We start from the raw sequence: 14,610 nt of genomic DNA on the forward strand, positions 1-14,610 counted from the left end.
TCCTGGGAGAAGACACAGACCTGACGGCCCTCGATCGTGCCGTACCCGGTGACCACACCATCACCGAAAGGACGGTTCTTCTCCAGCCCGAACGCGGTGGAGCGGTGCCGGGCCAGCTCGTCGACCTCCTGGAAGGAGCCCTCATCCAGCAACATCTCGATCCGCTCACGCGCGGTCTGGCGACCCTTCGCGTGCTGCTTCTCGACCGCCTTGGCGGAACCAGCGTGGACGGCCTCATCGAGACGACGCTCCAGCTCGGCCAGCTTCCCGGCGGTCGTGTGCAGGTCGATCTCGGCGCCCGGGGAATCGGGTGCGGTGGTGGGCTCGGCGCTCAACGGGACTCCCTTGTGAACTTCAGTGTCAATGAGTGAGACTAAGTGTCATGAGGCATGATGTCCAGGGATCGATCCAAAAGGGTGAGTGATGGCAGCAGCGCGTGACGAGATCACGGACGCGGCATTTCGCCTGTTCGGGATCAAGGGGTACGCCGCCACCTCGGTCGACGACATCGCGTCCGAAGCGGGTGTCAGCCGCAGCACCTTCTTCCGCTCGTTCGGCTCCAAGGAAGCGGTGATCTTCCCCGACCACGACGAGCTCCTCGCCCGGATCGAGGAGCGATTGCGTTCCTCGCCCTCGAACGCCGGCCTCGCCGCCGTCACCGACGCAGTCAAGATCGTGCTGTTCCACTACGTCGCGGAGGGCGAGCGTGCGCGGGAGCGCTACGGGCTCACGTCCACCGTGTCGGCGCTCCGCGAGCGCGAGCTGGTGAGCGGGGCCCGCTACCAGCGTCTCTTCCGTCGCTACCTGAGTCACTGGGCCGACGCCTCCCCGGAGGCGGAGCTCCGTGCCGAGATGACCGCAGCGGCAGTCGTCGCGGCACACAACCGGGTGCTTCGCCGGTGGCTTCGACGCGAGTGCACGGACCCTCAGCGGGAGATCGAGCAGGCACTGGCCGCAGTCCATCGCACCTTCGCCGACGAGAGCGAGGCATCGATCGGGATGCTCGTCGTTCCGGCCGGCGTGCCCGCCTCTGCCGTGGAGAAGGCAGTGAAGAGGGCGCTGGACGGCATCGCTGTCCGCAACCTCGATCAGTGACCCCTGACCGACGACGGAACCTACGACACCCCGGCGCCGTCGTCGTCCCGGTGGCGGGGTGACGTCACCGGGACGCCCGGAGTCCTGGCGGCCGGCGCCGGCTCGCCCTCGATCGAGATGTGGGGAAGAAGCCTGTCGAGCCATCCGGGCAGCCACCAGGCCGCGCGTCCGAAGATCACCAGCGCTGCCGGCGCCAGCGTGACCACGAGGATCCCCGCGAGCAGCACCGCGACGGAGAGGCCGACGCCGAACTGCTTGATCGTCGGGTCGGAGTCGAGGATGAAGCTGGCGAACACCGACGCCATGATGAGGGCGGCGGCGGTGGTGATCCGGGCGCTGGAGACCAGACCCGAGCGGACCGCCTGCCGGGGTTCGGACCCCTCATGGACGTGCTGCTGGACGTGGCTGACGAGGAACACCTCGTAGTCCATCGAGAGCCCGAACAGCCCCGCGAACATCATCAGGGGTACGTAGCTGGCGATCGGCACCGTCGAGGAGGCCGTGTCGATGCCGAGCAGGTCGATGCCCCAGCCCCACTGGAACGCGGCGGTCAGGACACCGAACGCGGCGGCCGCCGAGAGCAGGTTGGTCACCGCCGCCTGGAGCGGGATGAGCAGCGAACGGAAGGCCACCATCAGCAGCAGGAACCCGAGCAGGATCACGGTCCCGATGACCAGCAGCAGCCGGGCCGAGATGAGGGAGGCCAGGTCGACGTAGGACGCGGTGTAGCCACCGACGTACGACGTGACGCCCGTGCCCTCGTTCGTCCTCGGCAGCACGGAGTCGCGGACGTGCTCGACCAGGTCGGCGGTGTCGTCGGAGGCGGGGGAGGTCGTCGGCACCGCGGAGAGGAGGACGACGTCGCCCTTCTTGTTGATCTGCGGCGGGGTGAGGGTCGCGACCCCGTCGGTGTCCGAGAGGCTCTCCTGCAGGTTCACGACGCGGAGATCGGTGCCACGTTCGTCGCCGCCCGCCGCCGTCATCATCTGGGTGAGCTCGTCCTGCAGCTGCTCGGCCTCCTTCTGCTCCTGCTGGGCCTGTTGCTGTGCGGCCTCGAGGTCGTCGGCCTTCTTCTGGAGCTCCTGCGCCTGCTGCTCCAGCGCGTCCCCCTGCCGGCGCAGCGAGTCGGCCTGGGCCCGGAGCGAGTCGGCCATGGCCTGGAGCTCGTTGCCCTCGGCCTGCAGCGAGGCCGCCTGACGCTCGAGCTCGGCCTTCTGCCGGGCGAGCGAGTCGGCCTGCCGTTGCAGTGCGTCGGCCTGCTGCTGGAGGCGCTGTGCCTGCGCCTGCAGCCGACGGGCCTGCCGGGCGAGGCTGCGGGCCTCCTTCTCCAGCGGCGCGAGCTTCTTCCGGACGGCGGCCAGCTCGGCCTCCACCGCGTCGAGGCGGGCCTGCAACCGTTCCACCCGGGCCTCGTCGCCCTCCCGCTCGGCTCGCGCGATGCGGCGTTCCAGGACGCGCTCGCGGGCCCGGAGGCGTACGACCTCCCGGACGAGCGGCCGGGCCTGCGCCGCCAGCCGTCTCGCCTCGCGGCGTAGCTGGTCGCGGCGGGCCTCGAGGCGTGCCTGCTCGGCCTCGAGCCTCCGCTGCTCGGCGCGGAGCCGGTCCGCCTGCCGCTCGAGATCCGCCTGCTGCGCGCGCAGCGCGCCGGCCTGCCGCTCGAGGTCCGCCTGCTGCGCCTGGAGCTGCGCGCTCTGTCGTTCCAGGGACGCCTGCTCGGCTTCGAGCTGTGCCTGTTCGTCCTCGAGCTGTGCCTGCTCGGCCTGGAGCTGCTTCTTCTGCTGGGGCAGCTCCTTCTGCTTCTTCTCCAGATCGGACTTGAGCGACATCGCCTGGTCGTACTTCTGGGTGTACTCCTCGCTCGGAGCCGCCGGCGGGTCGAGCGAGGAGGCGACCTGCAGCGGACCGTTGTAGCCGACGCCCAGACCCGCGCTGATCAGGTCGTACGCCTGCCGTTCGGTCGTCTCCTCGGAGGTGGAGCCGACGTCCTCCTGGCCGAGCTCGAGACTGAACACAGGGATGATGAGCGGCACCAGGGCCGCGAGCGAGACGCCGGCGACCACCCACGGGTGGCGGTGGACGACCCCGGCCCATGTCACCCACAGGCCTCTGCCGCGCCGACGTCCCGGACGCATGAGCGCCGGCAGCGAAGCCCAGCTGATCCGGCGGCCCAACAACCCCAGGAAAGCAGGCAGCAGGGTGATCGCCACCAGGACGGCCGCGACCACGGCCATGGCCGAGGCGTACCCGAGCGCGGAGACCAGCGGGATGCCGGCCACGCCCAGCGCGAGGAGGGCCACCACGACGGTGCAGCCGGCGAAGACGATGGCGCTGCCGGAGGTCGCCACCGCCTGCGCGATCGACTCGCGGACGGGCATCCCCTCGCCCAGCTGGTCCTGGTGGCGCGTGATCAGGAAGAGCGCGTAGTCGATGCCCACGCCGAGGCCGATCATGGTGGCCAGGGTCGGCCCGGCGGACGGGATCGCGAGGAGGTGGCCGACCAGACCGACGGAGGCCAGCGCGACGCCGAGCCCGACCACGGCGGTGATGATCGGCAGCCCCATCGCCACCAGGCTCCCGAGCACCAGGCTGAGGATGATCATCGCCGCGATGATCCCGACGACCTCGCTGGTCCGGGACTCGTCGGTCGACAGCGTCGAGCCGATCGAGCCGCCGGCCGCGGTGGTGATGCCCGCCTTCTCGGCGGGGTGGGTGGCGTCCAGGACGTTGCCGGCGATCTCCTCCGTCAGGTCGCCGGACCCGACGTCCATCAGGACCGGCGCGAAGGCCGTACGGCCGTCCTTCGACAGCAGGCCGGCGGTTTGCCCGTCGCTGCTCAGCGGGTTGGTCACGGTGTGGACGTGCGGCTGCTTCCCGATCTCCTTCACCGCGTCGTCGACGGCCTGCTTGTTGGCGGAGTCGGTCAGCTTCCCCTTGCTCACGTGGAAGACGATCGGGTTGACCCCGTTCTGCTGGGGCGGGAACCGGTCGGAGAGCAGGTCCTTCGCCTCCTGGCTGCCGGTGCCGGGCAGCGCGAGGTCGTTGCTGGTCTTGGCGCCGAGGATCGAGACGGCCGCGACCACGGTGACGAGCACGAGGACCCAGGCACCGATGACGAGCAGGCTGTGCCGGGCGCAGAAGCCACCGAGCCGACGGAGGAGACCTGCCACGACGCTGCTCCCTTCTGCGGCCTCGTCGCATGAGCCGCGGGGCGCCTCACTCCCAGGTCCGCGGGACGGTGATCCGGGTCCCCGCGGCTACGTCCGGAGCGCGGGCGCGCGCTGCTCGAGCACGCTAGCGGGATCCCGCGACAGGGGAGAGGGCCGCCGTGCAGCTTCCCCGGAATCGGGGACCGTACCCACGCCGCGGCAAGTCAGAGGGGTGAAGCGGACGGGCTGGCCTGTAAGCCGGGGTCGGGCTACGCGTGTTGGTTCAAGCTGGCCAGGTTGGTCGGGTTCTTCTGACCTGCCCAAATAGGTTGGTCAGGTTGGTTACAGCTGGTTCGGGCCGGGCAGGTTGCGAACTCTGTGCGGACTCAGGCCACCGCGCGTCGACTTGTCGGTGGCTGGCCTGTGACAGTCCCTCGCTGCCGGAGGGGGCTCACGCAACGCTGCCTATTCGAGGAACTGGCTCCGCCTGCCCTGTCAATGCGTCAGGATCGGGCCATGCCACTGTTCAACACCGCGATCCAAGCTGCACTCGGTGAGTCTGGGCCACTCGACTACACCATGGTAGTCAGGTCGGCCGACCGTGGTGTTGCTGAGAGCGACAGTCTCGACTGGAAGCGTCAGTTGTACACCGGTGCAGCCGCAGGTGACGAGTTCGCTAAGGACGTCGCAGCACTCGCGAACTCCCGCGGCGGCCTCATCGTAATCGGAGTCCAGGAGGAGCGCAGCACTAGCCGTGCCATGCGTGTCAGCCCAATAGAGTTGAGTGACTCGCTCGACCGGAAGATGCGTGCATGGCTCTATACAAGGGTCGAGCCACCGATCGCCGGGATCGAGTTCTATCCGTTACGGCGGAGTCCAACCGAGGTCGACGGAGTGCTCGTTGTTAACGTCCCGTCGAGTCCCGACGCACCGCACATCGTGGGCAAAGACAGATCTTCCGGATGGCCCTATCGTGACGGAACACAGACGCATTGGATGCGCGAGCATGACATCGAGCGTGCATATCAGGACCGGTTCGATCGGCGTCGGCGCGATGAGGAAGCGCTCGCCGGACTCGTCGAGCACGTTGCTGACCAGGTAGATCTCGCTAGGGAGCCGTGGATTGTCGCGGTTGGACGCCTGACGACGCCCGTCCCGACGGCGGCGGCGCCATCGAGTGGGGACGAGGCGAAGGACATCCTCAACACCGCTGCTGGTACTGGCGGTCTCCGGCCGGAGGTCGAGGAACGGCTCAACTACAGCGCGATTCGGAGCCTCGGCGACGGGCTAAACAACCCGCGGGTTGGGCTACGCCGGTGGGTTTTCGGACGGGTATTCGGTGAGCCAGACGAGCGCAGCGACCGCTCCCATATCGAACTGTTGCACGACGGATCTGTCGTAGTCGCGGTCAACAGCCTCGGCTCGCTGGCACCGATTAGCGGTAAGAACACCGTCGCAGACCAAGCTTTGTATGGGGTCGTCGCGGAGTTCGTCAACCTGGTCGCCGCGGTTACCGAACAACGCGGATTTCAAGGCCGCACGACAGTCCGCATTGACCTCCTCCGGTCCGACAACCAGCCGTTCGCATTCGTCACGCCTGAGCGGGTTGGCAATGGGATGCTGATTGGGTACGACCAGCCGCCGTGGTCGCGGGACGTGCGTCGCTTCGTGCCGATCGAGACCACCGTCGGTCAGTTGAGGGACGTCGCGGCGCGCAAGAGTGCTGCGTTCCTCCTAGCCGAGGACTTCCTCGCGCAGTTCGGCCTCACCCCTTCGAGCATCGGATGGCAGCGCCCGCAGGCGGAATCACCTCAATGACGATCTGGCCCGCGCCACGCCTGGCCCCGCTCGAACGTGCGATCGCCCGCCCTGTCAGCAAACCCGACAGGTTTTCCCAGATCTTGATACGTTTCGACAGCCCAACTCGGCGGGCCCGGAAGCCGAAGGTCATCTTCTCCCAGAGATCGCTCTCCGCTGGCCTGGCTGGTGCCAGTTAGCTGCTGCGTGGGCCTGTCTGCGCTGACCGGGATGCGCGAGCGTGTCGTTTGCTCTCGTCGATCCCCGTCCAGAGGGCAGAGGTTTCAGCCATACTTTCGGACATGCGTTTTCGACGACGTATCGCTGATATCGGATTCGCGATGGTGCTGGTGGCCATTGCGGCTGCGCTGGTTAGCTTGGCCGCCGCTTGGGCCACGAAGGGGATTCAGCAGTCGGCGACGGTGGCAAGCATTGTCGGAGCAGCAGTCGGTCTGGTGGTGGTCGTCCCTGAACTGATTGCCGGGTGGTTGAAGATGAGGCGGGACGCCACGACGGTTGCGGAAGTGGAGAGTGCAGCGTCGAAAGTAGACCGCCTCCGTGAGTTGGTGGCTGGCCAATGGGAAGAAGAGGCGATGCTGCGGGCGCTGGACAGCCCTGAGCCGATGGCGGTGCGATGGCGAATCGTCCAGGATCCGGCGGTGGTCGACATCGCGACAAAATCTGCGCGTTCAGCCTTCAGCGGGGGCGGGATGGACGACGCACGGGTGATCGCCGAGCGTTTCCTTGCGATGCCCAGCGGACGTCTGGTGCTCGTAGGTGGACCGGGCGCCGGAAAGACCACCTTGGCTGTGCAGATTCTTCTCCATGTCACCCGGAGTTCTTCTGAGAACATGACCGTACCGGTCTTCCTCTCGGCCTCGAGTTGGGACCCTGAGGTCCAACCCAAGCTATGGGATTGGGTCACGGGCCAGTTGAAACTGGCGTTCGGATCCGATGACTTTGGGTTCCTGGCGCAGCGCAGTTCGCCCCATCTCACGTTGGTTGTCGACGGGCTCGACGAAATGCCGCTGGAGCGCCGCCGGTTGGCCCTCACAGCCTTAAATCGTGACTTGGGAGAATCTAGAATTCTGGTCACCAGTAGGTCTAGCGAGTACGCAGATGTCGTTGACGCACTCAATGTCGTCCTGTATCGGGCGTTGGTGCTTCGGCCAGACCCAATCCGCCCGAAGGACGCGGCCAAGTACCTCAGCAAGGTAATTGGCCGGCGGCCTGACGAGGCATGGGGACCCATAATCCAGGACTTGCGGGACCAGCGTGATCGGCCACGAAGCCCTTTGGCAGGTGTCTGCTCGACACCTCTTGGACTTTGGCTACTGAAAACCACCTTCTTACCGACGGCAGACGGGCGAACGACGGCGCCGTCCGCAAACGATCTGGCGGACCCCGAGAAGTTCCCAACCGAGACCTCGCTCCGCGAATACCTGTTGGAGCACGTGGTCGTCTCCCTGATCCAACAGCGTCCTGCAGCGAAGCAGGGTACGTTTCGCCCACGTCGAAGTTACGAATCCGGCGACGCCACTCGATGGCTGACGTGGCTCGCCAACCACATGACAGAGCCACGAAATCTGCAGGGCGAGCCGAGAGGCCGCGACTTTGCGTGGTGGCGTCTCGGCTCTGAGGTCTTCTCAGAGCGGGAACAGGCCAGTCGGTCGATCATGAAAGCCGCAGGATGGGTTTTCCCGATTGGGTGGCTCGCTTTGGCATTCCTACTTCTGCCAGACGATGACGCCACTCTGGTGGAGACAGCAATGTTCCTTCTCAGTCCGTTATGCGCCGTAGCCATCGGAGTCTTCGTGGGCGTCGTGGCACACCGCCTCGGGATTTCTGGAATTGCGCACGAGCCCGCCCGTAACGCGGATTTACCATCTTGGAAAGGCGGCGCTGCGAAGTGGCATTTAGTTGCTCCCCTGGTGATTATGGTCACAGCAGCGACTATCCTCTATGCCCCGCTGGACACGCCAGCATGGCTCGTAGGTACAGCGCTATTCGCGTTGATTGGCGCTGTAGCGAGCGTGTTTTGGCGCTTTGGAGCAGAGAAGGTAAGCACCAATGCTGCGATGAGCGGCGAGGCCTCGCTTCGCGCTACGCGAGTTCTCCGTTCGACTTTAATTTGGTTTCCTGCTATAGGTTTAGCTGTTGGTTCGGCGACGATGCCCTGGGTCCTCAGCTCATCGGCCTTAGGGGCCCAGGACCTTGACGCACGAGTGACCCTGGCTGAAGCTGCTATTTGGTTCGGGCTCTGGTGGTTTGTATCAATGCCCTTCGCCAACCGATCCCCGGTGTGGTTCGGCGCAGCTGCACGCCGACTCAGGCGTCAAGGAAACGCGCCGCGGGACCTTTTGGGATTCCTAGAGGACATGCACCGAATTGGATTGCTTCGTGCGGTCGGACCTGTGTACCAATTCCGCCACTCTGAGTTGCAGGACCATTTCGCGGATCGCTTTGCGAAGCGAGCTCATGTCCATCCGATCCGTAGTTTACTAGATAGGTATCAGACCGTCGGCGTGCGAGCTCGCAACTGAGAGTTATCGCTATCGCCACGTCCTCACCTAACCCTTCTAATCGATCCCACCTGCTTGAGAAAAAGCCGTCTCAAACAAAGGTGGCCGAGGACCTCGTCGCGCGTTATGCGATCCGTTTTTGGGGCTATTCTCGACGCTCAGAATTAGATACGATAAGAGAGAACTAAAAGCGGTAGTCCCGCCACTGGGAGGGCATGTTGCTGGAACGCGGATTCACCTCGCTTCGCGCTTCCTTTACGGCCTATGAGGAATCCTTCGACAGCCTGGCCTACACCAACGACGTCCGACGCCAGGGCCTCGCCGACGGAACCAAGCAGGCGTACGCCGACGACGTCCGTCACTTCACCGACTGGTGTGCTCGGGCTGGGGTAGAGCCAACTCCGGTCCGGGAGACCGTGGTGCTGCCCTTCCTCTACTACTACGGTGCACCGCCGACGGACGAGGACGCCGATGGGACCTGCAACCGCTGCGTTTCTTTCGCCGCCCTTCGGGAGGCTGAGGGCGATCGCATCCTGAAGGTGTCCACCCTGTCCCGCCGGCTGATCGGCATCAGGTCGGAGCTCCAGCGGCAGGGCTGGTCGTTCCCCGCCTACGCCGACCGTGCCTCGAACGCCATCCTGGTCACGATCAACCACCTGAAGCGGGAGCAGCAGTACGCGCCCCGCAAGGCTCGGGCTATCACTCAGCGGCTCATCGCGCAGATGGCCAACGCTTGCGCCGACGACACCAAAGGGATCATGGATCGAGCGATGTTGCTGACCGCCTTCCTCGGTGGTCTCCGCCGCTCTGAGGTCACAAGCCTGCATCTCACCGACGTCACGTTCCTCGAGGAGGGGATGCGTCTCCGGATCCGCGAGTCCAAGACGGACCGACTCCGCGTGGGCCAGTACGTGTACGTGCCGCTGACCGGACATGCACAGACCTGTGCGACCAGGACCGTGCAGCGATGGCTCGAGGTCCGAGGATCCGAGAGCGGTCCGCTGTTCCAGTCGCTGTTCCGTGGTGGAAGGATCCGGGGCAAGAGGCCTGACTCCGTGCTGGTGGACGAACAGGTGCGGGATTACGTGAAAGCCGTCGGGGAGGACCCGTCGGCCTGCTGGGCGCATTCGCTCCGCTCAGGGTTCGCCACGTCGGCTGCCCGGGCCAACGCACCTGTGTCCTCGATCAAGACCCAGACCAGGCGTCGCAGCCTCGTGTCGCTGGACGGCTACATCCAGGAGGGTCGCGCCTTCGAGGGCAACGCGGTCCGGTTTCTAGACCTCTAGATAACGAGCAATGCAGTGAGCAACTATCAGTACAACCAGAACCGTCCGTGGGACGCCCCGACTATCACCGGCGCGAGCTGCCACCGCCGCTGATCCCGCTCACTGGCGGAGTAGCCCTCGCCAGCGCCATCGTGATGCTGATCCTCGCGATCGCACTGGACATCATGATTTGGGGGTAATTGCGAAGTGTCGCAGATATTTGTAAATGAAGCCGCTAAACAGCGTCAGCTGTGCTGCTTTGGCGTCGGCTAATCGCCTTGGAGGTAGCCACCCCTAGCTGCATCCTCAAGTGCGGCCAAGAAACCGGGAATCTGTTCGATCAGGGAATTTCGGGTCGCAACGCCGGGTGGTCCGAAGTATGTCAGCGCATCGAAGAGCATTTCGGAATCAAAGTCGTCGCGCAACAAGATGGTATCGAAGATCTCCTCGAGGTTGGGCATTCCGCCGTGCCCGGGGAGGGCAGATGCAAACTGGATGGCTTGAACCTTGATCATCATCAACATGCGCTGCAGTGCGACGTAGGGCGACCCGTATTCGACGGCGGTGATCATTTCCTGAACCAGATCGAAGATAGGCGGAGTCGGTTCAGAAAATCTGCTCTGCGAAGCGATCGGATCAGTTGCCCAGTTCGGGGCTCCGTCGTTCGAGGATCGCGACCGATCCTTACGGGAAATTAGACCCATGGCGCCTTCTTGGGAATATGTGCATACGACGGATTCGTATCATCAGTAGTTGACTCTCAGGCTGTTGAGAGCTCTCTGAACTTCAGGGAGGTTTCTGCCCTTCTCCTTTAGCTTTTGGTAGATCGCGTTCGACGCATCGAGACTGCCCTTCCGTGAAAGGTCTTCCAAGTATGCAAAGTCCTTCTTGTACTCGTCTGGTAGAGCCACGGGATGTCCCTTCTGTGTAAGATCGTTGAACCGCAGGGGCGCGGCACGATATCTAGGTCGCCGCCGAGACCATTCCGTCTCGGATATCCTTAGCCCGAGCACCGGCGCCCATCGCGTAGGCAGGGGTGACAACTACTTCTCGCGCTGTCCCGCGGTCATAGACCGCAATGTCACAGTGAGCACCGCCGTGACCGTTGCCGGGAGTGAATGTGAACCGTGCCGCCCAGGTTGGGGCCTCATCGACGGTGTCGAACACTCCGCCAGACGTCTTGGGCGTCTCCGTCCAACCCACCCGCCCTCGGCCAAGGCGGCCCGTGTACCGGTTGGGGATCCACTTGCTGGAAGACTCCTGCATCGCCTTTACGATTGATTGCACGTCTTTCTCCGTTGTTCCCCTCCACCCGTGGACAGCCACAGAAGGCCTCGCTTTCCAGCCGCTCTCAGTCGTGGACGTGCGGCTCTTGGAGGGCCGCGTCGCGAGTCTGGCCAACCGCATCTCGGTGGTGCGCAAAGTCTGCGGAATGATCCCCAGATTGGGCGACCTCCAGCTCCAGTCTCTTTGGCAGGAGTCGCCACCTTCGGTCTAGGGGCGGTCCAATTCTGCAGCCAGCGTCCACCAGGCAGTCGAGCACTGCCCCCGTGGCGCCTATGCTTGGCGGGCCAGAGGTATCCCAAGCGGCTCCGGCTCCGCGAGGTCCCCGCGGGCGACATGGTTCCGTCGGACCCAGGTGAGGGCGGCATTCTCCAGCAGGTGTTGGCTCAAATCGACATTGAACTCTCCGCAGGGCCAATAGACTCCCACGATGATCGTCGCGATCGTAGGAATAGTTGGCGTCGTCGTTGGGGCGGTCGTCACTGGGGGCGTTAACTATGCGATCGCACGCCGCGAGGACAAGTTCGCTCAGCGCGCCGCAATGCGTCTCCTATGCACCGATCTACACAAGGTCGTCGCTGTCACTGAGAGTGTTGCCGCCGATGGGACTTGGGGTCCCGAGAAGGGGCCACTGCCGACCGGCGCCTACGAGGCACATGCTGGAACGTTGGCGCGCATGCTTCCATCACGTGAGTGGAAGGCAGTCGAAGGCGCGGTGCTCGGCGTGCTGTACATGGATGGGATCAGGAAGGAGTTGATCGAGGAGGGTCGCACCGCAACAACCGGAGAGCTTCAAGACGTCCAACGGATACGTGGCTTTGTCGCGGTCACCCTCACGACCTTGGACCGCGAAGCCTGGGCCATCGAACGTCGACCGGTCAATCCAACGGAGTTGCCCGGCTAGACCGAGGTGGTACGCGACTTGAGTGTCGCCGCCCTGGCGTTAAACGTTCTAACAGATACCTCCTTGGTCATTCGATCCAGGTGGCGGATGCCGTCGATCACCTATAGTCGGGCTGCGGCGAGGGCCACGATGGCCACCTCATCGTGGGTCTGCTGACGGAGCTCGTCGAGGAGGACCAGGAGTAGATCGGCCGAGTCGGTGATAGTGAGCCGTTCCAGGGACGGTGCCCAGGCCGGCGACCATGCTCCGCAGTTCAGCTCCCGTTCTTCGGCCTGGAGATTCAGCCCGAAGTCGCAGAGACTTGCCTCATCGGCGTGCTCGGTGGTCGCAGTGAGAATGGACGCCAGGGTCACGTAGGTCTGCTGTCCGTCGGGGTGGTCTGTGATGTTGTCCCTGTGCACATCACAACCGAGGTCACCGACATGGTCGACTGACATTGTTGGGCCTGTGGATAACTCTGTCCCGAAGGCAGCCTGTGGACAGTAAGTTGCCCTTCCCCGGCGTGCAGTTCACGGACAGCGGTCCATCGACCTACTGTCAACCTCGGGGACCTACCTGACCGCGGCCCAACTCCTCGAGGCACCGAGAGCAGCCTGGCCCCAGAGACAGGTAGGCCACGCATTCAGCGGCAGTCACTGTCCGCAGTGCCGCAAACAGAACCGATCCGACTACCAAGCAGAATCCGTTGCGGGTGCTCAAGAGGTTAACCTCAAGTAGTCGTCAGGCCGTCTCTCCTACTCCTCCGCCGCTGGGCTGCCGCCCAGGCGCCTCCGGCGGAGCCGCTGACTGCAGTCGGAGTGCAGCCAGGCTGCCACCAACCTGGGCTCCGCCCAGCTGGTGACCAAGCGGCACTCCGTGCCCTCGGGAACCCTCCGACCGCAGGGAGCATCAGTAATTACGCGCTCCGCGCGGTCTGCACACCGGACGATCGACGAACGGAGGAACGGGCTGGATGCTCCGCACGGCAGGAGGATGTTGTTGGAGGCTGCGGCGGGACCCGACGAGCCGGCATCGCGGCCTGGGCGGAATCCTCGTTGCCCGAGGCATCGGCATCGATGAGGCGGCTCGGGTGACCAGCCTCCGATTTTCGAACCAGCTCGTGACCTCGGGTATCGTGAGTTGTGATCCGGTCAGTTGATCTGCCCGTTGATCTCTTCCGCGGTCCACTGCTGAACATTTCTCGCGGATAGCTATAAGGCGGACCTCCGAGTCCGCCACTCCCATGGTTATCCCATTCGTATGCGAGGACATGATGATGGAACTTTGGCAACCGTTGGTAGCGCTGACGGTGCTCATCGTGGTGCTCGGGGCCTTCCAGTGGCTGGTCGTGAAACACCTGCCGGACTCCGATCGCCTGCCAGCCCTGAGGCTGCTCGTCGTGCTGCGGTTGTCATCGCAGCGGCAGGTGGAAGTGCGCCACTGCTGACGGCTGCCGCCGGCCTGTTCCGGTGAACCGGTGGACGGGTTCGGGTTACAGTGCGTCCAGCTCCGCTGATGTCTCAATGCCACGCGAGCCGAGAGGGGGAGGCTGCGGCGGGACCCAGCATGATGCGGTGTCGAGATTCGTCCGCCTGATGCATTGCTCGGCACGGTTCGAATTTGTCACTTATGGTTCGGCGGCAAGGCAGAAGGCTACTGATCCTCCTCGGTGAGTCGCACGACCACTATTCCGGCGATGTTGGATCGGAGGCGATCTGGGATCATTTCTTCACGGAACTCGTTGGTTTGGATTGAGTTCACGTAGTCCGGTGGAGAATACAGTAGTGGGTCTAGAATCTGTCGGAAGTAATCGACGCCCCAAGTTCCCGTATCGTTCGGAATTCGGCTGAAGTATCTATTACTGTCTGCTGAGTAGATATCCGATTTCGGGCGGTCTGGAGATTCGGCCTCTTGCTCTGCGCGAACGCGCAGGACCCGGTCGATCATGGCACGCGTGACAGATCGAACGCCGTCCTGGCGCTGTTTGAGGAATTTCTGGACCTCATCCGTCATCTGGGACCGGAGTGCCGGGATCAATGGAACCCCGTACCCGCCGGGATCCCAGAGGCCCTCGAGCGCCACTGAAGCGCCATAAGTGGAAGGACCATCTGTAATCAAGGCATGTTGAGCCAATAGGGCTGGCATCAGTGAAATTGAGCGTTTAACACAATCTTTGTCCCCGGTGGGCATGAAATGCGCGCACCTCGGCTGGCATGAACGGTAGCCCGTGCTGCCTAGGTAGAGGGCATAAACAGGAACGAGTCCGAGCAAACGCGCTGTGACCATAAGGGCCTGCTGTTGGCTATGAGATGCGCCTTTGGTTCGATAGTCGAAGTTGAATGACCACTTCCTGGTTTGAGTGATTCTGAGGCGCTTCGCCTGAACCAGCATCCCGTATGCTGCCGTCGAATCAGTCCACCACCAGATCCAATCTGCGCCGCTTGTCGACTCTGCGTTCTGGGTGAAGGGGACAACGGTGACGTCTGCAGCTGCGCGCGCCAGGACGATCTCTGTGATCGATGGCTCAGTCCAGTTGATGTTTCCGACTTCGCACAGGGCCATCTGCTCGACGGCCGCGACCCGGGCACGACGGAAAGCTGCTTCGACCTTCGGCATGG

Annotated in this window: 11 protein-coding genes; 6 read left to right on the forward strand and 5 right to left on the reverse strand. The window is 64.1% G+C overall.

The window, feature by feature from the left end; genetic code table 11:
• Positions 1-335 (reverse strand): carboxyl transferase domain-containing protein (locus ACZ6WN_RS25780; protein ID WP_465868820.1); only part of this gene is annotated, 335 nt, incomplete at its 3' end.
• 88 nt (positions 336-423) lie between these two features.
• On the opposite strand from ACZ6WN_RS25780, the gene ACZ6WN_RS25785 reads away from it, so the two are divergent.
• Positions 424-1,095, forward strand: a complete 672-nt coding sequence (locus ACZ6WN_RS25785; RefSeq protein WP_465868821.1) for a TetR/AcrR family transcriptional regulator — start codon at positions 424-426, stop codon at positions 1,093-1,095.
• 20 nt (positions 1,096-1,115) lie between these two features.
• Here the strand turns inward: ACZ6WN_RS25785 and ACZ6WN_RS25790 are convergent, their stop codons facing one another.
• Positions 1,116-4,262, reverse strand: coding sequence for an MMPL family transporter (locus tag ACZ6WN_RS25790; RefSeq protein WP_465868823.1), 3,147 nt, complete (start codon positions 4,260-4,262; stop codon positions 1,116-1,118).
• Between the two features lie 495 nt (positions 4,263-4,757).
• Between ACZ6WN_RS25790 and ACZ6WN_RS25795 the strand changes: the two genes are divergently transcribed.
• The 3 genes from ACZ6WN_RS25795 (at position 4,758) to ACZ6WN_RS25805 (ending at position 9,846) form a co-directional block, all read left to right on the forward strand.
• Positions 4,758-6,059, forward strand: coding sequence for an AlbA family DNA-binding domain-containing protein (locus ACZ6WN_RS25795; protein WP_465868824.1), 1,302 nt, complete (start codon positions 4,758-4,760; stop codon positions 6,057-6,059).
• 281 nt (positions 6,060-6,340) lie between these two features.
• A complete protein-coding gene (locus ACZ6WN_RS25800; protein WP_465868826.1) occupies positions 6,341-8,581 on the forward strand; it encodes an NACHT domain-containing protein in 2,241 nt (746 codons plus the stop codon).
• A gap of 194 nt (positions 8,582-8,775) precedes the next feature.
• Positions 8,776-9,846 carry a tyrosine-type recombinase/integrase gene (locus ACZ6WN_RS25805; protein ID WP_465868827.1) on the forward strand — a complete coding sequence of 357 codons (1,071 nt, stop codon included), beginning with the start codon at positions 8,776-8,778 and terminating at the stop codon, positions 9,844-9,846.
• A 248-nt stretch (positions 9,847-10,094) separates the two neighbouring features.
• Here ACZ6WN_RS25805 and ACZ6WN_RS25810 read toward each other — a convergent pair whose 3' ends face one another.
• Positions 10,095-10,397, reverse strand: coding sequence for a hypothetical protein (locus ACZ6WN_RS25810; RefSeq protein ID WP_465868829.1), 303 nt, complete (start codon positions 10,395-10,397; stop codon positions 10,095-10,097).
• Between the two features lie 1,142 nt (positions 10,398-11,539).
• Between ACZ6WN_RS25810 and ACZ6WN_RS25815 the strand changes: the two genes are divergently transcribed.
• Positions 11,540-12,013, forward strand: coding sequence for a hypothetical protein (locus tag ACZ6WN_RS25815; protein ID WP_465868830.1), 474 nt, complete (start codon positions 11,540-11,542; stop codon positions 12,011-12,013).
• 101 nt (positions 12,014-12,114) lie between these two features.
• Here the strand turns inward: ACZ6WN_RS25815 and ACZ6WN_RS25820 are convergent, their stop codons facing one another.
• A complete protein-coding gene (locus ACZ6WN_RS25820; RefSeq protein ID WP_465868832.1) occupies positions 12,115-12,450 on the reverse strand; it encodes a hypothetical protein in 336 nt (111 codons plus the stop codon).
• 818 nt (positions 12,451-13,268) lie between these two features.
• Between ACZ6WN_RS25820 and ACZ6WN_RS25825 the strand changes: the two genes are divergently transcribed.
• Positions 13,269-13,439: a hypothetical protein gene (locus ACZ6WN_RS25825; RefSeq protein ID WP_465868833.1), complete on the forward strand. Its 171-nt coding sequence runs from the start codon at positions 13,269-13,271 to the stop codon at positions 13,437-13,439.
• A 206-nt stretch (positions 13,440-13,645) separates the two neighbouring features.
• Here the strand turns inward: ACZ6WN_RS25825 and ACZ6WN_RS25830 are convergent, their stop codons facing one another.
• Positions 13,646-14,608: a DUF6615 family protein gene (locus ACZ6WN_RS25830; RefSeq protein WP_465868835.1), complete on the reverse strand. Its 963-nt coding sequence runs from the start codon at positions 14,606-14,608 to the stop codon at positions 13,646-13,648.
• Positions 14,609-14,610: the final 2 nt, after the last annotated feature.

It is taken from the genome of Nocardioides sp. NPDC054178, assembly GCF_055585005.1.

Coding starts and splice junctions, on each gene's coding strand:
- ACZ6WN_RS25805 (WP_465868827.1), top strand. CDS start 8,776: ATGTTGCTGGAACGCGGATTCACCTCGCTTCGCGCTTCCTTTACGGCC.
- ACZ6WN_RS25785 (WP_465868821.1), top strand. CDS start 424: ATGGCAGCAGCGCGTGACGAGATCACGGACGCGGCATTTCGCCTGTTC.
- ACZ6WN_RS25825 (WP_465868833.1), top strand. CDS start 13,269: ATGGAACTTTGGCAACCGTTGGTAGCGCTGACGGTGCTCATCGTGGTG.
- ACZ6WN_RS25810 (WP_465868829.1), bottom strand. CDS start 10,397: ATGATCACCGCCGTCGAATACGGGTCGCCCTACGTCGCACTGCAGCGC.
- ACZ6WN_RS25830 (WP_465868835.1), bottom strand. CDS start 14,608: ATGCCGAAGGTCGAAGCAGCTTTCCGTCGTGCCCGGGTCGCGGCCGTC.
- ACZ6WN_RS25815 (WP_465868830.1), top strand. CDS start 11,540: ATGATCGTCGCGATCGTAGGAATAGTTGGCGTCGTCGTTGGGGCGGTC.
- ACZ6WN_RS25800 (WP_465868826.1), top strand. CDS start 6,341: ATGCGTTTTCGACGACGTATCGCTGATATCGGATTCGCGATGGTGCTG.
- ACZ6WN_RS25795 (WP_465868824.1), top strand. CDS start 4,758: ATGCCACTGTTCAACACCGCGATCCAAGCTGCACTCGGTGAGTCTGGG.
- ACZ6WN_RS25820 (WP_465868832.1), bottom strand. CDS start 12,450: ATGTCAGTCGACCATGTCGGTGACCTCGGTTGTGATGTGCACAGGGAC.